The following is a 19,402-nucleotide window of genomic DNA, read 5'->3' as shown; positions in this document are numbered from 1 at the left end:
TTTGATTATAGAATGTAACTAAGTGCCAATGCGAGTCCCTAATCCCGCGGCGAAAGACCACTCGAATCCCCGGCTTCGACCATCCGAATCCCCGCGGCTGCGACCGCGGGGCCCATACCTGATGGCCAAACATACTCCGCAAAGCTTTTAAGTAAGTATATTCTAATAGGCTTCGTGTGGACACGCGGTCGAAGCCGCGGGGATTCGGAGCGGGAAAATATTTGTGTAGATATCTATGGGTCTGCGCCTCAGGGATTCGGTGTTTTATTTCCTGATAATAATCCGATTTTCAACTGTCTTGACTCCATTCACCTGTGAAGCAATTTGCTCAGCCACGTCCGCCTGGCGTATTTTTTTTACATAGCCGCTTAAAGTCACTACGCCATGATCACTGCTTATTTGAATAGGGGCATCTTCAAGAATTTCATTTTCGCTAAATGAGGTCCTGATTGCATTGCTGATTTGCTCATCGCTGTTAGCGAGGAATGGTTGATTGTAACCGCTAAAACCGGAAATGGACTGGCAGCCGGCAAGAAGGCTTAATGTTAATAATGGGATGCAGAATTTTTTCATGGATTGCTCCTGTTACAAATTAAACGGCTAAATTGCGCGTTTTAAAGTCATATGATTTATAAATACGCTACTATAGTAACAGAAAAGGGGCCTGACAAGCTTTATTGAAACAGATTAAATTGTCTGTTGGTGCAATTTCTTTTAAAATACCGCTTTATTTTTTTGAGTGACCTATGTCCGATTTTTACGAAGACTTCAGCAAAAGGCGCACCTTTGCCATTATCTCCCACCCTGACGCTGGTAAAACAACAGTAACTGAAAAACTGCTTCTATTTGGAGGTGCTATCCAGTTGGCTGGAACAGTCAAGGGCCGAAAGGCGGATCGACATGCGACCTCCGACTGGATGGAGATGGAAAAAGAGCGGGGAATTTCCATTACCACATCGGTCATGCAGTTCGTTCATAATGAGCATGTGATTAATCTGTTAGATACCCCGGGACATGAGGATTTCTCTGAAGATACCTATCGCACACTGACTGCCGTAGACTCGGCATTAATGGTAATTGATGTGGCGAAGGGGGTAGAAGACCGTACTGTAAAACTGATGGAAGTCTGTCGTTTGCGCGACACTCCGATCATGACTTTTATCAACAAACTGGACAGGGAAGGGCGCGAGCCTATTTCCTTATTGGATGAAGTGGAGTCAGTTCTTGGAATTCAGTGCGCTCCAGTCACCTGGCCGGTGGGCATGGGAAAACGTTTTAAAGGAATCTATCATTTATATGAAGATGCGGTTTATCTCTACCAGTCAGGCAAAAATGCCCAGAAACAGGAGGCGACACGTATTCAGGGGCTTGATAATCCCGAGCTTGATACCATCCTGGGCGATGCCGCCCAGGAATTACGCGATGAAATCGAATTGGTTAAAGGGGCTTCTCATGAGTTTAATCTTGAGGAATACCTTGCCGGGCGATTGACCCCGGTTTATTTTGGTTCTGCCATTAATAATTTTGGCATAAAAGAGTTACTCGATGACTTCGCCCGGAATGCCCCTGGCCCTCGACCCCGAGAAGCGGTGGAGCGGGAAGTGTTGCCTGAAGAGGAAGCCTTCAGCGGATTCGTCTTTAAAATCCAGGCCAATATGGATCCCAAGCATCGTGATCGTATTGCTTTCTTACGCATCTGCTCAGGCCAGTTTACAAAAGGGATGAAATTAAGCCATCTGCGCATTGGCAAGGAAATTCAGATTTCCAATGCCTTAACCTTTATGGCTGGCGATCGTTCCCATGCAGAGCTTGCAATGGCGGGTGATATTATCGGTTTACATAACCATGGCACCATCCGGATCGGCGATACGTTTACCCAGGGTGAGCAACTTAAATTTACCGGGATTCCTAATTTTGCCCCTGAACTGTATCGCCTGGTGCGTTTGCGTGATCCTTTAAAAAGTAAAGCCTTACTAAAGGGGTTGATTGAGCTTTCCGAAGAAGGGGCTACTCAGGTGTTCAGGCCATTGAACAGTAATCAGCTGATTCTTGGCGCTGTGGGGGTTCTGCAGTTTGATGTCGTTGCCCATCGCCTTAAGAATGAATATAAAGTGGATTGCGTTTATGAATCAGTCAATGTGACCTGTGCCCGTTGGGTTTATTCTGAGGATGAGAAGGCAATGGCTGAATTCAAAACCAAAGCCTATGATTATCTGGCTTTAGATGGCAGCGATTCCTTAATGTATCTGGCGCCGACAAGAGTCAATCTGACTATGGCACAGGAACGTTATCCCAAAATTCAATTTACTGCGACAAGAGAACATTAATGATAGTTAAAACCTTGATGATGACTATGCATTAAGGTTTTAACTGTCCCTCAATTTGCCATGCAAGCAAAATAACTGTATCTTAGTTCCCAATTTTATCACTATGGAGATTTTTAATGTTTAAAAAAATTGGTATGTTCTGTATTGGTGCTCTTCTAAGCACTCAGGTTTTAGCTGCCAATCACTCCCTGGCTCCAAATCTCAGCATTGAATATGATTTGAAGCCAAGTAACCCTGAAAAATTCGCAAATTTTACTTTATTTGAAGTAAAGGCTGAATGTGTATTACAGACAACAGAACCTCAGGCAATCATTCATGTACTGATGGAAAAACGCTCTGGGACAATTGATAAATTACCTATTTCTCAAGGTGAAGAACGGGATCTTTTGATCGAAAATGGAACAGTGCTGGAGCTCAAAGTGCAGTCAGCCGCAGTAGTGGAATTGGAAAACAGAAGCAATAGTGTTATTCATGCTTCTTGCAGGACGGTTAAATAATAACCGCCTCTGCTTCCCGTGGATTGTCTTTTATGTCCGCGGCATCGACCCATACTATCTGCAAAAATGCAGTCGAATCCCCGCGGCATCAACCGCGGGGCCCATGTCTGATGCCCGAACATGCTCTTCAGATGAATTCCAATGTTGCCGAAAATAGCAATTTAAAAGCAGTTAGAAACAAGTCTTTGAAACATTATCCTTAAATTAGCAAAAACCGATATTCTATATAGGCTTCGTATGGGCCCCGCGGTCGATGCCGCGGGGATTCGGAGCGGGGAAAACATTTGAGTAGATAGCTATGGGCTGCGACCGCGGGGATTCGGAGCGGGAAAACTTTTGTGTATATACCTATGTGCATGCCCTGGGATCTAGTAAAACACCCTAAATCTCGGCCAGCGATTTGGCAATTGATTCAGTCATCACCTTTGCATCACCAAACAACATATAGGTATTATCGCGGAAGAAGAGATCATTCTCGACACCTGCATAACCCGCATTAAGGCTCCGTTTCACAAACAATACGGTTTTTGCCTTTTCAACTTCCAATACTGGCATTCCATAGATCGGTGAACTCGGATCCGTTTTAGCCGCGGGATTGGTTATATCATTGGCTCCAATCACAAAAGCCACATCTGCTGTACCGAAATCCCTGTTAATCTCGCTTTGTTCGAACACGCGATCATAGGGGATATTGGCTTCTGCCAACAGCACATTCATATGGCCGGGCATACGTCCAGCAACTGGATGAATAGCGAAGCGAACCCGAATATCTTTCTTCTCCAGCGCATCCACCAGCTCTTTAACGGCATGCTGGGCATGTGCTACTGCCATACCATAGCCTGGAACGATAATCACATCTTTGGCATTGCTCAGCAGGAAGGCTGCATCTTCGCCATTCGCCTGGTGCACTTGCTGATTGCTATGGCTGCCATTGATAGGGGATGATGCACCGCTTCCCTGGATTCCGCCGAAAATCACGTTAATAATTGAGCGGTTCATACCTACGCACATGATATAACTCAGAATGGCCCCGCTGGCGCCTACCAGCGCGCCGGTGATAACCAGGAGGTGATTACTTAAGGTAAATCCAATTCCGGCAGCCGCCCATCCTGAATAGGAGTTCAGCATGGAGATGACGACAGGCATGTCGGCACCGCCAATCGGCATAATCAATAAAAATCCAAGTACAAAGGAAAGCAGGGCGAGCAAAGCAAATGCCCAGAATGGTTGTGCAATAACGAAATGAATTAATAAGGCAAGGATGACAATGCCTAATAAAAGGTTGACCACATTTTGCCCTGGATAGCGCAAAGGCTGGCCAGACATCAGGCCCTGAAGTTTTAAGAAGGCAATGATTGAACCGGAGAAGGTAATTGCTCCAATAATTAATCCCAGACTCATCTCAATCAGGCTTGAGGTATGGATTTCACCGGGTTCGCCAATATTAAAAGCAGTGGGGGACAAGTAGGCGCAAAAGGCGACAAGAACCGCTGCCAGACCAACAAGGGAGTGAAATCCTGCGACTAATTGCGGTATGGCGGTCATGTTAATCTTCAGCGCAATAAAAGTGCCGACGATTCCGCCTGCAATAATCAGGGCAATCAGCAGCCCGTGATGATTCATCCCCGGCATCATCAGCGTGGCGCCAATGGCAAGCGCCATTCCAAATATACCTAATAAATTCCCTCTCCTGGATGTTGATGGGCTGGCCAGACCTTTAAGCGCCAGAATAAAACAAACAGCCGCGATTAAATAGAAAAATGAAATCATTGTCGTCATGACGTTACCATCCATATAATTATTTTTTGTACATACGCAACATGCGCTGAGTGACCACAAATCCGCCAAAAATATTAATTGCAGTGATAAAAATTCCAAGACCACCCAGCCAGCCGATGCTTCCGCTAAGCTGAGTGCCGGTGGCAATGAGCGCTCCCAGAATAATAATACTGGAAATGGCGTTAGTAACGGACATCAACGGCGTATGAAGTGCCGGCGTCACTTTCCAGACCACGTAATAGCCAACAAAGCAGGCCAGGACGAAAATAGTCAGTGTGGCAATATAGGGATTATTTATAAAAACAGCACTAGGCATTTTGGGCCTCCTTAACCGATTGGAATGGCATGTAGGCACCCTGATGGCATAAAAGTGCCTGCTTCATAATTTCATCTTCCTTATTAAATGACAGGGAACCTGGTGTTTCTGCCATTAAGCGGATCAGATTGAGCACGTTGTTCGCATAAAGCTCACTGGCTGTTGCCGGCACAAGACCAGCCATATTGCTTATTCCAATGATGCTGACCTCATTTATTTTGATAATCTGATCCTTCTGACTGCCCTCGCAATTGCCTCCTCTGGACGTTGCCAAATCAACAATGACCGAGCCTTCTTTCATATGGGCAACGGTAGCGCTTTTAATGAGGACAGGCGCTTTTCTTCCAGGTATTAATGCAGTACAAACGATGATATCGGCCATTTGGGCATACTTATCGATCAACTCTGCCTGAAGCGCTTTGTACTCTTCACTCATCTCACGGGCATATCCCCCGCTGGTTTCAGCATCGGCCTCTTCACTGACTTCAATAAATTCAGCCCCCAGACTCTCAACCTGTTCTTTTGCAGCCCGGCGCACATCAAAAGCATACACAACAGCGCCTAGCCGTTTGGCAGTAGCTATCGCTTGTAAACCGGCAACCCCTGCACCCAGGATCAGCACTTTGGCGGGATGAATCATACCAGCTGCTGTCATCATCATTGGAATGGCGCGGTGATAATATTGAACTGCCTCAAGGATTGCACGATAGCCAGCCAGGTTGGCCTGCGAGGACAAACTGTCCATGCTTTGGGCGCGGCTTATCCGCGGGATCAGATTCATGGAAAAAAGGCTCATTTGTCTGGCAGTAGCCCAGCTGACTATTTCACTGTCTATCTGATTGTCAAAAGGACCCACGATCAGGGAGTTTGACTGTAAGCCATCCAGTTCGGAGGGCGCTAATTCACTGACGCAAACCAGAATATTGGTTTGACCCAGCAGTTCCTGACGATTTGCAATAATTTTGGCGCCAGCCTGTACATAATCATCATCGCTAAAGCCTGCAGCAGCCCCTGCGTTGGTTTCGCAGCATACCTGAAGTTCAAGCTTGTTATAATGTTTGACGACACTCGGCGTAATCGCTACACGGGTATCATGTGAATTCTCATTTAAAGCGGTAATTATCATAGTAAAGATCCTTTTTACCAGCAGTATTGATGTGTATCATTCTAGATAATACTCGATTTTACGTTTGGTGGACAGAATCACCGTAAAATTTGAGTTTGCAGTTCTTTAGCGGTTTCGATAAAGTATGCGTCCAATGGAAGTCCAAACTCATCATCATGGAAATTTTGTGTTTTTATGCAGGGATAGCTTTTTTCTATACGCATTCTCTTTATGCTGCTTTATTTGTCCTGATTGGCCTTTTTTTCAAAGCAAGCCGATGGATTCCCCTATGGTTTTTTGCAGCGATCGTCTGGTGCTTACTGCATCAATACTGGGTTGCAGAGCAGGGGATGCCGAATACTGAGCTTATTACAAAAGCCGTAGTACGAGGCAAAGTAGTGTCCATTCCCGCGGTTTCAGAAGACAGAACGCAGTTTCAATTTCGAATCACAGCGCTGGATGGAAAAAAGGCAGATGCTTATGCAATGCTTTCCTGTTATCAGCATTGTCCTGAAATTACCACTGGCCAGAATTGGCAGTTCGAAGTCAAATTGAAAAAACCGCAGCCTCCAGGGAATCCAGGGGCAATAAACTATCGCCAGACATTGCAGGCTCGCCATATCGACTGGACGGGGTATTTAAAAAAAAACGCCGAGCTTCTGCAAGACGACTCAGGATCAGCTGGAATATTAAATGTGCGGCACTATCTTTCGGTTTTAATTCAGCAGCATCTTGATGATCCAATCAGCTCAGGCATTATACAGGCTCTCACCTTAGGCGTAACCAACCATATCGCGAGGGCGGAATGGGATTTATTTCGGCGGACGGGCACTACGCATCTGATGGTTATTTCGGGTGCGCATATCGGTCTGGTTGCCGGACTGATTTACAGTTTATTCCGCTGGTTGTGGACGAGGATTCCAAGGCTTTGCCTCTATCGGCCTGCGCAGCAGGCGGGCAGTGTCGGCGGTATACTGGCGGCATTGGTTTATTCATTGCTGGCTGGTTTTGCAGTACCGGCGCAACGTTCTTTGATTGCTTGTATCTTTATGCTGAGTAAAAACTTTGGCAAACAGAAATTTACTGGCTGGCAGACCTGGCGTTACGCATTATTCATTGTCTTGCTCATTGAACCGCACGCGGTTTTACTGCCAGGATTTTACCTGTCTTTCCTGGCCGTTGCGACATTGATTTCTTCCAGTCAGAGAATCAGTCATTTACGCGGATTCAGAAAAACGATCGCCCTGCAAATTGCCTGTTTGCTGGGTTTAATGCCCTTTACGCTATTCTGGTTTTCTTATGGGGCGGTTAATGGTTTATTGGCGAATTTAGTCGCTATTCCATTAGTGGGTTATGGCATCGTCCCTTTGGGGCTTTTGGGCTTGCTATTGCTAGTGGTTTTTAAAAGCGCGGTGTTTTTATGGCCAGTTACCCAATTAATTCATCTATTAATGGGATATCTCCATGGCATTAATACCTTTGCATGGATTAATTTTGATTTTGGACTGACTAATCTATTGCAACTTTTTGCTTTGAGTTCTGCAATTATAACAGCTGTTTTTCTGCCCGATAAAAAATTGATTCTGGCTGTGATTCTTCTGGTAGTCTCGGCATTGTTTCCTTCCTTCCCCAAGGTTGGGCAGGGAGATTTTATCCTGAATGTATTGGATGTAGGACAAGGCTTGTCGCTTGTCGTTCGAACGGCTAACCATAGCCTGATATACGATACCGGTATGAAGTTTTTTCAGGGAAGCGATATGGCCGAGCTTGCAATCAATCCCTATCTTCATTCAATAGGGGTTAAACAAATTGATAAGGTGGTAATTTCCCATCCCGATCTGGATCATCGCGGCGGTCTGCCCAGTCTTGAAAAAAGCTTTCCCATTGGCGAGCTACTTGTTGACAATGTGAATTTTTATAAACGAGGGCGTAATTGTCATCAGACGCCAGACTGGGATTGGGATGGCATACATTTTCATTTTTTCCCAATAAAACAAAGCTTCAGGGATAAAAATAATTCGTCCTGCGTTTTGCAGATAAGCAGTCGCACCCGAAAAATTCTGCTGACTGGCGACATTGAAAAAAAAGCAGAACATTATCTCACTGAAACCTACGGTAAACAGCTGGCTGCTGATCTATTAGTGGTGGCACACCATGGCAGTAAAACGTCTTCTACAAGGGATTTCATTGATGCAGTAAATCCTGAGTTTGCAGTGATCTCTGCAGGGTTCGATAACCGCTACCATTTTCCGCATGGCATTACACTGGATACATTAAGGGAAAAACATATCCAAATCTACAATACCATAGATTGTGGGATGCTCTCCTGGGATAACTCAGGAGAGCCTTATTGCTATAGAATACCTGAACAACAAATCAGGTATTCGAGAGAACATACTAGTTCAAAGTAAGCGTAGAGCTTTCTTTCTGGGCAGTATGCTGGACCGCATTAGGTGCCATGGTTTTGATAATAGCGAAAAGATCGTTCATCAGCGCAGTATCATCAGGAAAGCCTTCATGCCATCTTAGGGGTAAATCACTATTTTGGCCCATGATTTCTATATAGTCATGCAAATCGTTTAAGGTGTCGACCCTCGTTTTTTCAGGGATGTCACTTATTTTCTTTATATCAAATATTTTGAGGATAGTTTCAGCCAGCTTACTGTTCGCCGCTTTTTCTTCTTTGCCGTATTCACTGGTAATTTTATGCAATACATAAATACAGGTTCCAGCGAGCACATTGGTCAGAAAATCATTCTTTCTCTGTTCAAGATTAATTTCTGGTGCAAGGGCTGATTCTGATAGGTCAGCCTTTTTTTCTGGCTTAAACCGTTTGTCAATATTGTGATAAGTTCCTTTATACCGGTAAATTGATCGTCCAACCGCCTCGACAAACGATGAATTGGCAGTTCGGGTGAGATTCTGTGACGCCAATAGTTTCGTAAACCAGTATTGTTGCTTCGCATGCTCCTCTCGTGCTTCCTTATAAGTGGTATTAATGTTTTTAGTGGCAAATATAAGTTGCTCAAGAGATGGAATCTTAAATGGCATAATAACCTCACTGTTAAAAAATACCAGACGGACTGTGCATAGTTTTTCCCTTCACATTTACCACATTATGGAAATCCAGTTGTATAGTCAAGTCATTTTATTTTTATTGATCAACAGTGAAGAAGAATCAGAAGCGGTTAATAATTGACAATTTAATGGACATATTGTATTATGCGCCAACTTTGTTCTTGCTGGTGAAATTGAATGCGAGTAGTTTTTTTTCTGCTAAGTTGCTGTTTTTTTCTTCCTTCGGCCTATGCAGCGCAAGAAAACTGCGAGCAACAACAATGCATCGCCATTGTTGATGCAGGAAGCACCGGATCGCGTTTACATGTTTACTCCTATGATTTGGAAGACAACTCACCAGTTAATATTACCGAACGATACTCCAAAAAAATAAAACCCGGGCTAGCAACCATCGAGGCCAATGCACCGACTATCGATGCTTACATGACCACGCTTTTTTCAGGCGCGCCAAATTATCCAGTCCCTGTTTACTTTTACTCAACCGCCGGTATGCGCTTATTGCCTCAACCCAAACAACAGCAGATGTATGATCTGGTTCAGCAGTGGTTTGCCAATCAGAGCCAATGGCAGCTTGCAGAAGCAAAAACCATTACTGGTACAGATGAGGGAATGTATGGCTGGCTGGCCGTTAATTATCAGCTTGGCAACTTAAAGGGCAACAATGAGACTGTAGGCACCATGGATATGGGCGGTGCCTCAGTACAAATCGTTTTCCCGGTCAATGCGGCCTCTGAAGCCAACAGCCAGGATATCCGCGAGTTTGATTTATACGGTCAACATTTCAAATTATTTATTCATAGCTTTCTAGGTTTAGGACAAACTGAAGTAACCCACCAGTTTCTTGATGATTCCGTCTGCTTTGCCAACGACTACCAAATGCCTGCCGGCGAAAAAGGGCAGGGCGACGCCTACGTGTGCGAAGAGGAAGTCTCCAGCTTAATGAATGCAGTACATCACGTTAACCGCACCGTACAACCCGTTCTCCAGGCCAACCCGGTTAAAGATTGGTACACAATGGGCGGGGTAGTCGACCTGGTAAAAAGCCAACCCTTCAATTTCATTGATCAGGAATTCAATAATCAATCCCTCCTCGACGAAGCCAATTCAGAAATTTGCCAGCAACAATGGTCTTCTTTAAACAGTCAATATCCCGGTAACGAATACCTCTACGGCTACTGCCTCTTCCCAGCCTACTATTACGCCCTTATGGTAGACGGCTACGGTTTAAACCCGCAACAACCGCTCCACTACCTAAGCGCCGACAAATCCGGCGACTGGACAATCGGAGTTGTCTTAAAACAGCCCAAATCTTACTCGCAAACCATTCAAAATTAGGTATATAATCATAGCACTGCCGTTGTAGCTCAGTCGGTAGAGCAATTGATTCGTAATCAATAGGCCAGCGGTTCGATTCCGCTCAACGGCATAATAAAATCAATGAGTTAAGTTTTTTATTTCCTTCTGATGCACTTCTTTGGTACCGATATTGGTACCTAGATCCAAATGTAATTACTTGATGCTTTTTGTTATTTAGTTTATGAATTGGTTTAAAAAGACTGGGAAGACACTAAATAGAAGCATCGCTTCCACCGTTTTGATGGCTCTACTGGTTAACAAACAGAGCACTCTAACATAAATATATAATTTCAAGATTCTCTATAGGTCAGTATGTATAAAAACAGATCCGAAGCTGAATTGCCTGAATGATACAATGAATTTATAATCGGCACTCTGATAAAAAATGATCTTTAAATAGGGAGATGTTATGAAAGAAAATTATTTTGATGCAATTGATACAGAAGAAGATAAAGATGAATACATGCCTTGGTAATCCAGGGCTGCGAAAGCATTCCCTTTTAGTAGTTTCGCTGTTGATATGAAATTAACTCTAAACAATGATGTGTTTGCAGTAATCGATGATTTCTTAGAACCATCAGATTTTGAGAAAATTTGGAGTTATATTCAAACTGAAAATTTTAAGTTTGTTCATTCTTCCAGATGGGTAAATGCTTTTAGCATCGAAGATGGCGCCCCTTTATGGGGCAACGTTACAATTTCCCATCCTAGACCAGAACCTTGCACTACAGAGCAAGTATATCCTACCGCTACAACAATCGATTTATTTATCCAGGAGCTGATTGTAGGCTCTGCCGAGTTCCCTCATTTGATAGGTCTTAGAGACCGGGATTGGGATTTCTTCTATGCCAGACCTTATCTTTATCCAAGAGGTTCAGGGCTATCTTGGCATACTGATGGAAAATACAAAATCTCAGGCGCCTATGTATATTATTGCCATCCTAACTGGGATATGAATTGGGGAGCTGAATTATTAATTAACCCTATAACTCAAAAAGATTTTGAATATCCTGAAGTAACTTTGATTAATAACCAGAAAAAAAGGGTAGGGTTTCATCTTAACAGTAAAGAGTTAAATACTTATATGGGTGATGGAATAGGGTATTACATTGTGCCGAAACCTAATCGGTTAGTTATTTTTAGGAATGATATTTTGCATTGCATAAAAAAGGTAGAAAACGCCGCAGGAAACCAGATGAGGGCATCAATAACTGGTTTCTTTATGAGTAATGACAAAATACACGAAGCAAAAGAAGCTGAAAATTAAACAATGAATTTACTATATGACATACCACCTGCACAGGCTCAAGAAAAAGTAAATTTTGTTATTTTGATGCCCATAATAGATAAAGTAACTTTATATAATTTTATCCTTAGGCAAGAAGATATCCCTTATAATGAACAACCCAGTCGCTATCAATTTACAAAATGGTCTACCTGGTGCTCAGCTCATTTTTCCTCTTACTCCTTCTTTGTTAAATATAAAAATGCTCTTTTACGATGCAAACAATTTTTGTATGACTTTGGTCCTCTATCCACATTAGATCATGCTGCTTTATATGATCATTGGGTTTGGGAAATGAAGCCGCACATATTGGGGCAGGAAAATATTGGCTGGATGGGTTATGATTATTCAAAGTCAAAAACCTTAAGTTTTTTCTCATATGGAACTAACATTGAACTTCGTTTACTTGAAGGGGATTTAAACGATGATGAGTTCTTAGAGCTAGGTAAGTTTTTTTCTCCTCTCCCATCATCAGAAAAAATTTTAAAAATGAATTTTTTTGAATTATCGTATTGGTCCCGCTACAGCAATTGTATAGAGAATGCTTGCATTGATAGAGATAAATACAAACCACCTTCAAGTTTATGGAATGTAAGGTGGCCCACGCACAATATATTCAAAATCGGTGAACCAGACTGTCTTAACTATTTGAATTTTCTAAATTTAGACTTTATTCCAGACAGCCAAGTGACTTATAGGGATGAAAATCAGGTAGTAGAAACTCAAATCGTACTGTTTCCGAATAATGGAAAGAAAAATCAAATCGCCTGGTTTCGCGTTTTCAATCAGACTTCTTTTCCAATAAAGAAACCAGCCTTCTCCAGATTGCCTAATATGAATTCATTCAGTGGCTATGGCAATTTTAACCTCACTGTCTTGCGCCCAAAGAATGAGATGGTTACGAGCAATATATATATTGCCAGTGTTAATAATTGTTACGGACCACATGATGCTCTTTGGTGGGATGACGAAAAGGCTTATCTATTGCAGTTAAGCGCTGGTGTAAATAATTCTATAGATTATTTTACGAAAATTTTTTGTCAGCTTGTATAGTTAAGGCAGCTTCTTAAAACTGACGCACAGCGCGTATACGGCCTAAGGAACTTGCTTTATCACTGGCGATCACTTCGCCGGTACTAAAGTTTTGCAGCCATGCCTTTGAGACACTCGCTTCAGTTGAGCTCCAATAATAATCAGGTGCAAAGCTTGTTAAACCCTGCTGTTGCAAATTGGTTTTTAAAAGGCTTAACTCATAAATTGAAGGAAGATACCAGCCACCATAGCAAATACTTTGCGTATTCGCTGGTGTAATACAAGGCGTCTCCCCATCTTCTGCAACACTGTATTGATGAGCGAGAAGCGCTGCAAATGTTCCCGTTTGGTTATCAACCGTTTGCTGGGCGATAATTAATCGGGTATTAGTTTCACCTGCGCCGATACCATCCGCGCGTGCATTGGTGACTTTATTCCCGCTTTCACCATTTCGCCACTGAATGCCCTGGGTATAGACGTCATTTACACTGGTAATTAAGCCATGCTGGCCTGTGTCATCGACCCAGAAGACAATACCACCCTGATAGCATTCGCCAATCTGATGGCTGATGGTATTATTGGTACTAATTACATCGCCTTCAATGTGAATGCCGCTACCGGCCTGATAATGGCCAGCTGGCCCTCGTTCGCCCTTTGATCCAGGGATACCCTGTGGGCCTTGAGGACCTGCGGGAATGGAAGCAATTTGCCTGGCTAAGGCTGCAATCTGATTGGAAACCACGACCATCTGGTCTTGCAGCATACCAATGTGCTGCCAGATATCAGTATCGCCTGCTTTTGCACTGTTAAAACACAAACAAGAAAAGGCGGTTATAACTAACTTTTTCATGAATCACCTCATTAACGGTTCCGGGGTTGCTCCTTTGAAATAAATCCATGAAATGCCGCTGGAGGAGATTGCAATTTGGTAATGTACTTCAGGTTATACTGGTGTTGGCCATTCATACCACTGGTTGCAGTAGATCTTTTCCATTGGTTTTTAGAATTTAAGTAGCCCCCAAAGGGGCTTAATAGTTTAAAAAAACATAGGTCTGACCATCAAATTCTACCGATCTATAATCATTAATAAAAAGATCACGAGCAAACGCCTCATAATCAAAATAGCAAATTAAATTATCCGGCAATTGATGGTCATAACACTCATCAAACAACTGTTTGGCAAAATCAACCTCTGAATCATAAACACCTTGGTAATGCTCATCCAACATCAGTCGTGCATCGTCTATCGAATAATCAGGAAGAAGAGCTAAGCCTAGCTTTCCATGTTCTTCAATAAAAGATGCGTACTCCGTAATATTGCTTATTGCTTCGTACTCATGGATCTTGATGTTGCCAAATCCTTCATAATCATGGATGGCGTAATCTCCAGCATTGGGTTCAGTACTGTTATCTAGCATGTCCCAAATGTTCTCCATGATTTCGTCTTCACTTTGTGTGGCATCAATCCAAACACCATGCAGGACTGCATTGTTGTAGGATGCTAAACAGGCGACATAAATTGAAGGGGTATCCATGGGATTGTCTCCTTGTGTTAAGGGAGCAATCCCACACGGGAGCTTGCTCCCGTGGTGGGGTTAAAATTAAAACGGAATTTCTTCTGAATCAGTTCGCAGCATTTCACGCATGTGCGCTAAATGTTGTTCTGCGGTTTTATTGCCTGATTCATCAGCCGATTTAAGGTAGTTGAGTAGCTGAATATGATTGACGACAATGTTTAAGGCTTGGCGAACGTTACCATCATTGTCTGTCCATTGATTAGAACGAAGTTTACCTTCCAGATATACTTGCGAACCTTTCTTTAAATACTCAGCCATTTTAGTCAGTCTTCCAAAAAGTATCAGCTGATGCCATTCCACTCTGGTTTGCCATTCGTCATTTTGTTTGAATGACTCATTGGTTGCTAAAGTGGCGGTGACAAAAGATTGTCCGGCTTTTCCGGTGATGCTCTTAGGATCAGCACCGAGATTGCCAATTAATTGAACGCGGTTTAAAGATGTAGTCATTGTATCTCCTGTTATTAAATGAAGGCCGCATAACAGAAAAACATCCGCATAGGCAGGTGGTTTTCTGTTATGCGGATAGACTCATTTGTTTCAACTGATAAGCAATCGTTGAGTATTGAACAGTTTGACAAAGGAAATTAAGATTTCCAGTTTGTGCAAACTCAATTCGGCTCGCTGAATGTCATGGGAACTGATTTGAAGTCGTTGGCGACTTAAATCATTAACACAACAATCCAGTTCAAACAGCAAATGTTCAATCTCAAGTTGTACTGGTTCCTGTCGTTGCATAGTAAGCTCCTTGAAATAGGGAGGATTAGCCCCAAAGGGACTAGAAAAATCCCGTGGGTTATGCAAAAAAGATCACCGAAACATCGGTTGATTTACCTGATTATTAATGATGATGTGCTTAAAGCACTCCTTGGGCATAAAGCCGTAAATAACTCCTGATGGGTTTCCCTGCTAACGCTCTGCCATGGAATTAGGGAACAAGATGGCATATCACAAGACCTTAGGTTTCGTCAGAGTTACACTGACTCTTCAGTTGTGTTGCTGTTAGATTATCAAGCTATTATTGGGAATCAAGGACTTTTTCGCGTTGATATTAAATGAACATAATTGAACCACGACAGACTTTAATGAATGAAATAATAGAGGGCTTTTCAGAGGAAAATAATGGAAGCAACTTGGACTACCAGGGAGCCAGCCATTTTAATACCAGTTGTATAGATGCAGTAATTTGTTGCTGAGTAAGGTAAAAGCCCCATTTGCAGGGGCTGATAATAGAAATAACATGACTATTTCCATCAATCTCAACTGAACAAAAGGCATTGATATTTGAATCACGGGCAAATGCCTCATAATTGAAATAACATAATCAATTGTCCGGTATTAGATTACTGAAGTATTCTCCAAAACATATCGGGCATAATCAACCATGATTGTTTCACCGTTCAGGTATTTTCTCTAAAAAAAGGAATACCTTCACAGGGAAGAATTTCCAGGGGGGGTAAACTACAAATTAATGAATCACTTTAATTAAGGTTGTCAGATAAGCTGCCAGTGATAACCCAATGGTAACCACAGTTCCTATCATCCATCTTCTTGAGGCCAGAATCTCATCTCTGAGTTCTTTACGAGATTCAAGCATTTCTTGCTTAAGCTCTTTACGAGATTCGTCAAACTCGCGCTTCTGCTCAATAAAACGCTTGTCCCTGTCTTCAAAGATTTTGTTTATAGTCTCAGATAGCATGCTGTTAACCTCGTTATCACTATAGATATTAAAGATTTCCATTTCAGTCAGAAGCTCAACAAAAGCTCTTGCATAATGTTTGGAAGCACCTTTCTTTTCTAGTAGTGTAACACATTTAAGCGAGTCGCATTGAAGTTTCATTAGACACTTGCTCCTTGAAAACCGGATTAAAGTGCCCTGCCGGACATTTAAATCCGGCCACCCTTAGGGCTTTGGTTAAAAAAATTGTATTTCAGTGATCATAGGGTCATTTTTTTAAATTAAAGTACTCAAACAACCATTACAAAGTAATTCTCCTTCCAGCTGCAGGCTTAAAGGGATCAGAGAACGTAAGCTTATTAACAAAGACCGCCATTCATCCAGGTTTAAATAAAGCCACTGGCCATAAGAATCATCTGAGCCATATCCGTTTATGTTCAGCGTGGTAAAAATACATTATCAATGTTTGTTCTTTACTCATACTTTCTCCTTAAAAAAGGAACCATGATCCCCAAAGGAGTGGTTCCCTTTGGGTTAGAATTACTCACCAAAACCGAATTTGGTAGATTTGCCTGATTGTTAAAGAATGAATCCAATAGCTATCCCTGACCAATGTCATGGAAACTGTCCATTAGCGTGAAAAATTATTGTATCTGTAGGATATACAATGAGTCCTTGAGATTTCCCGGCTAAGCGCTCCACCATAAAATTAGGGAAATATATGGTGTATCACAAGACCTGGTGGTTTCGCTTGAGTTTCACAAGCTCGTCAGTTGTGTTTTGTGTATTAAACAGGAAAAAAATACAGAGTTCAAGAGTAAAGAATACTCTGATATTAGATGAAATTATTTGATATTACTTGATATAAATAGATGTATATATTATGTTTATTTACTAACAAAATTATGAGACACTTTACAGTTTCGTTTGCATCCAAAATCATGAAAAATTAAACCCCTATCGGGGTTTAATAAGTTACTGGTTATTACGTTTTTGTATTTTTTTATAATATTGCTTACATGTTCTCAGGGCTTTTGACCAAGATTTAGTTAAACAAAGGGTAGTTTCATATTCCCAGTCAAGAGCAGGATATATTTCTGCTGATAAAAACTCAGTCTTTATCACTTCAAAGCTGGATGCATTTACAAATCTTATCCATAGAAACTCATAAATTCTGCCCTTATCATAACCAAGATACTCCTCTTTTATAAAACATACGGGTAGCTTTATGTATGGTTCACAAACAGTGGGATCATAATAACCCTTTGAATTTTCAACACGCCAAAACGCAGCTGCTTTTTTAGCAAGACATTTTAGTTGCTTCTTTACATCTTTTTCAGCAAAAAGAACGGTCATTTTTTTTCCTTAAATAAATGAGCCGTTCACCAAACAGGTAAACTAACCCATCTGGTTAAATTAAACATATCATAAACAATATGTCATAAATATCCCGACTAAACGTTCCACCATCAAATTAGGGAATAAATGGTGTATCACAAGACCTTTTGGTTTCGTCTGGCTCACACAGACTCATCAGTTGTGTTGGTTTCAGGTTATCAAGGCTTGGCTTGGAATCAAGCACTTTTCGCATTTGATATCAAATGAACTTATTAGATAATTTAGAACAATGTCAGCCTAAATAAGTTTTAGTAATGGCCATGCGAGAATGACCTAACTCGCGGCTTATTATTTCTCTTGCTCTGCGATCCCATTCGAGCTCTATACCTCTGAGCTGCCTTGAAGGTATACCGCTATCAATTGGGCAAATCAGCCTATTGTGAGGATCAAATTGTTGTGTCAATTCACGATATCTTCTTTGAGCATAGGCATGGCGCAAACCGTGACATTTACTTAAGCCCATCAGTTTTAGCTGCTTTTGATAATGACCCAGATGTTGTTTATAGGTTCTATCTTTCGGAATTAATGATTGACCTGCAGATATTTGTTCCATTGTTTTTGACAGCCATTGTCGTTGTTCATCATTGATATTCAATGTTCTTCCAATTCCCCCTTTGGTCCAGCTTGGCTTGATTTTCAGGCTATTTCCTTGCCAGGCTTCGCTGACTATCAATTTAATAGATTCTTCACGGCGCAAGCCAAATAATGATTGTGCTTCAAGTGATAGGCGAATTAATGGATCAGTGCATTTGCTAAAATCATTTTGATGAATGGCTTTGTTATAAGTTGGCACATAACTACGCCGGTTTATTTGATAGGTATCGTTTCCAGGCTTAACAAGATGAGGTTTATCCAGTAACACACCAACTTTGCGCAATTTTGCCATGTAATTTTTAATAGTGGCGGTACTTTTACCTTGAGCTTTCCATAGATCAACCAGAATATAAATATGCTTTGGCTTTAGGCCATTAAGATGCCCCAATTTATATCCCTGCTCATGCAAGTCCTTGATACATCGGTTCAGCATGTGACGCATGTCTGCTTTGCTAGCAAAAGAATAGCCTTTAATATTTTTAACACATTCATTGATAGAGTACTGGGCGCTTTTCAATTTAGATTTACTCATGGAGGTATACCCATAAGGTATTACGTGATTTAATCCCCATCTCATCCCTGATAAGCCAATCAGTTTGGTAGTTACCAAGAATAGGTAAAAGTTCTTTTTTTAATTGTCTGGCATAGAGATAGCGATAGGTTTTGTTTGTTGGTAAGTTGAAAGCGCTTAATGCCATACGCCATTGTGAGAGAATGTCGTCATAATCATGCAATTGAAGCAAGCATTTGTCACTCTGAGTATAGTTATATAATTCAGCAAGAATGAGCGTTTGATTTTTATTACGAAAGGGGATTGTCCTGTCTTCTGAATTAAAAGAAATTTCGCGAGTAATCCACAGCATTTCTTCTTTGGTATGAATCCCCGGAATCACTTGAATTGCTTCGCTAAAAGTTAAACCAAATTGCGTCTGCATACCCATAATAATTTTTGCAATTGTCTGGGGTATTTCAGTCCAGATATCAGGAGATGTTTTTTTCGCTTTTCGAGTATTACGTTGTCGGTATAAGCCAAGGCTTTTATTATCGATATCAGATAAAAGACAATTAATGCCCTGCAAAAATCTTCTGATTGTTGTCATATAATCCATTATTGTTGCTGACTTAATTTTATTTTTCTGCCAGAATTCGATCAGTTGTTCTATGTGATATTTTTTTAGAGCATGCCATGAGTGTGGAACATCGCCCATTAGAAACAAATCATCTATCATTTTATGAATGACGAATGCACAATGTTTTTTATCCTTGAAGCTGCCTCGATTGTCCGTTTGTAAGTATCGGTTGGCAGTCTGTCTCAAAGACTGTTTACGCATTTATTCTACTCTAAAAAGTACTTGCCCTGATTTTGGTTTAGTGTTGATCGAG

The 19,402-nt window shown here is 41.7% G+C and carries 19 protein-coding genes and 1 tRNA gene; 7 read left to right on the top strand and 13 right to left on the bottom strand.

The genetic code is table 11. The annotated features are described in order from the left end of the window. Positions 1-264: 264 nt before the first annotated feature. Positions 265-573 carry a BON domain-containing protein gene (locus tag DYH42_RS16795; RefSeq protein WP_058522324.1) on the bottom strand — a complete coding sequence of 103 codons (309 nt, stop codon included), beginning with the start codon at positions 571-573 and terminating at the stop codon, positions 265-267. 173 nt (positions 574-746) lie between these two features. On the opposite strand from DYH42_RS16795, the gene DYH42_RS09985 reads away from it, so the two are divergent. Both DYH42_RS09985 and DYH42_RS09980 read left to right on the top strand, forming a co-directional pair. Beyond that, positions 747-2,327 carry a peptide chain release factor 3 gene (locus DYH42_RS09985; protein ID WP_058522325.1) on the top strand — a complete coding sequence of 527 codons (1,581 nt, stop codon included), beginning with the start codon at positions 747-749 and terminating at the stop codon, positions 2,325-2,327. A gap of 116 nt (positions 2,328-2,443) precedes the next feature. Continuing rightward, positions 2,444-2,824 (top strand): hypothetical protein, encoded by a 381-nt coding sequence (locus DYH42_RS09980; RefSeq protein ID WP_058522326.1) that lies wholly within the window; start codon positions 2,444-2,446, stop codon positions 2,822-2,824. A 381-nt stretch (positions 2,825-3,205) separates the two neighbouring features. Here DYH42_RS09980 and DYH42_RS09975 read toward each other — a convergent pair whose 3' ends face one another. Genes DYH42_RS09975 through DYH42_RS09965 form a run of 3 tightly spaced genes read right to left on the bottom strand, consistent with a single transcriptional unit; the run spans position 3,206 to position 6,045 of the window. Continuing rightward, positions 3,206-4,603, bottom strand: a complete 1,398-nt coding sequence (locus tag DYH42_RS09975; protein WP_058522327.1) for an NAD(P)(+) transhydrogenase (Re/Si-specific) subunit beta — start codon at positions 4,601-4,603, stop codon at positions 3,206-3,208. A gap of 19 nt (positions 4,604-4,622) precedes the next feature. After that, positions 4,623-4,919, bottom strand: a complete 297-nt coding sequence (locus DYH42_RS09970) for a proton-translocating transhydrogenase family protein (protein WP_058522328.1) — start codon at positions 4,917-4,919, stop codon at positions 4,623-4,625. Then, positions 4,912-6,045 (bottom strand): Re/Si-specific NAD(P)(+) transhydrogenase subunit alpha, encoded by a 1,134-nt coding sequence (locus tag DYH42_RS09965; protein ID WP_058522329.1) that lies wholly within the window; start codon positions 6,043-6,045, stop codon positions 4,912-4,914. The genes DYH42_RS09970 and DYH42_RS09965 overlap by 8 nt, the downstream gene beginning before the upstream one ends. Before the next feature lie 155 nt (positions 6,046-6,200). Between DYH42_RS09965 and DYH42_RS09960 the strand changes: the two genes are divergently transcribed. Beyond that, complete coding sequence (locus DYH42_RS09960; RefSeq protein WP_058522330.1) at positions 6,201-8,435, top strand: DNA internalization-related competence protein ComEC/Rec2; 2,235 nt, start codon at positions 6,201-6,203, stop codon at positions 8,433-8,435. Here DYH42_RS09960 and DYH42_RS09955 read toward each other — a convergent pair. Beyond that, a complete protein-coding gene (locus DYH42_RS09955; protein ID WP_058522331.1) occupies positions 8,422-9,075 on the bottom strand; it encodes a hypothetical protein in 654 nt (217 codons plus the stop codon). The genes DYH42_RS09960 and DYH42_RS09955 overlap by 14 nt on opposite strands. 204 nt (positions 9,076-9,279) lie before the next feature. Here DYH42_RS09955 and DYH42_RS09950 point away from each other — a divergent pair, with 204 nt between their 5' ends. The 4 genes from DYH42_RS09950 (at position 9,280) to DYH42_RS09935 (ending at position 12,796) form a co-directional block, all read left to right on the top strand. Then, entirely contained in the window at positions 9,280-10,437 is a 1,158-nt protein-coding gene (locus DYH42_RS09950; RefSeq protein WP_058522332.1) for an acetate and sugar kinases/Hsc70/actin family protein, read from the top strand. Positions 10,438-10,455: 18 nt separating this feature from the next. Next, positions 10,456-10,528: transfer RNA gene (locus DYH42_RS09945), tRNA-Thr, on the top strand. A 450-nt stretch (positions 10,529-10,978) separates the two neighbouring features. Further along, the gene (locus tag DYH42_RS09940; protein WP_058522333.1) at positions 10,979-11,725 is read left to right on the top strand and encodes a 2OG-Fe(II) oxygenase; all 747 of its coding nucleotides are present in this window, start codon (positions 10,979-10,981) and stop codon (positions 11,723-11,725) included. A 3-nt stretch (positions 11,726-11,728) separates the two neighbouring features. Beyond that, positions 11,729-12,796, top strand: a complete 1,068-nt coding sequence (locus DYH42_RS09935; protein WP_058522334.1) for a hypothetical protein — start codon at positions 11,729-11,731, stop codon at positions 12,794-12,796. 13 nt (positions 12,797-12,809) lie between these two features. Here the strand turns inward: DYH42_RS09935 and DYH42_RS09930 are convergent, their stop codons facing one another. The 8 genes from DYH42_RS09930 to DYH42_RS09895 all read right to left on the bottom strand — a co-directional run bounded on the left by DYH42_RS09930 (position 12,810) and on the right by DYH42_RS09895 (position 19,350). Beyond that, positions 12,810-13,625 (bottom strand): DUF1566 domain-containing protein, encoded by an 816-nt coding sequence (locus DYH42_RS09930; protein WP_058522335.1) that lies wholly within the window; start codon positions 13,623-13,625, stop codon positions 12,810-12,812. A gap of 178 nt (positions 13,626-13,803) precedes the next feature. Further along, positions 13,804-14,310, bottom strand: coding sequence for an antirestriction protein ArdA (locus DYH42_RS09925; protein WP_058522336.1), 507 nt, complete (start codon positions 14,308-14,310; stop codon positions 13,804-13,806). A 66-nt stretch (positions 14,311-14,376) separates the two neighbouring features. Further along, positions 14,377-14,799, bottom strand: coding sequence for a single-stranded DNA-binding protein (locus tag DYH42_RS09920; RefSeq protein WP_058522337.1), 423 nt, complete (start codon positions 14,797-14,799; stop codon positions 14,377-14,379). 90 nt (positions 14,800-14,889) lie between these two features. Continuing rightward, positions 14,890-15,087: a hypothetical protein gene (locus DYH42_RS09915; RefSeq protein ID WP_058522338.1), complete on the bottom strand. Its 198-nt coding sequence runs from the start codon at positions 15,085-15,087 to the stop codon at positions 14,890-14,892. 730 nt (positions 15,088-15,817) lie between these two features. After that, entirely contained in the window at positions 15,818-16,189 is a 372-nt protein-coding gene (locus DYH42_RS09910; RefSeq protein WP_058522339.1) for a hypothetical protein, read from the bottom strand. Between the two features lie 813 nt (positions 16,190-17,002). Continuing rightward, positions 17,003-17,383, bottom strand: coding sequence for a hypothetical protein (locus DYH42_RS09905; RefSeq protein WP_058522340.1), 381 nt, complete (start codon positions 17,381-17,383; stop codon positions 17,003-17,005). Between the two features lie 274 nt (positions 17,384-17,657). Beyond that, on the bottom strand, positions 17,658-18,551 hold the full coding sequence (locus DYH42_RS09900; RefSeq protein WP_058522341.1) for a phage integrase N-terminal domain-containing protein: 894 nt from the start codon (positions 18,549-18,551) through the stop codon (positions 17,658-17,660). After that, complete coding sequence (locus tag DYH42_RS09895) at positions 18,544-19,350, bottom strand: phage integrase N-terminal domain-containing protein (protein WP_058522342.1); 807 nt, start codon at positions 19,348-19,350, stop codon at positions 18,544-18,546. Before DYH42_RS09895 ends, DYH42_RS09900 begins: the two co-directional genes overlap by 8 nt. Positions 19,351-19,402 lie beyond the last annotated feature (52 nt).

The organism is Legionella birminghamensis, from assembly GCF_900452515.1.
GTDB classification, from domain to species: Bacteria; Pseudomonadota; Gammaproteobacteria; order Legionellales; family Legionellaceae; genus Legionella_C; species Legionella_C birminghamensis.
This window is presented reverse-complemented; position numbering and strand designations above follow the sequence as displayed.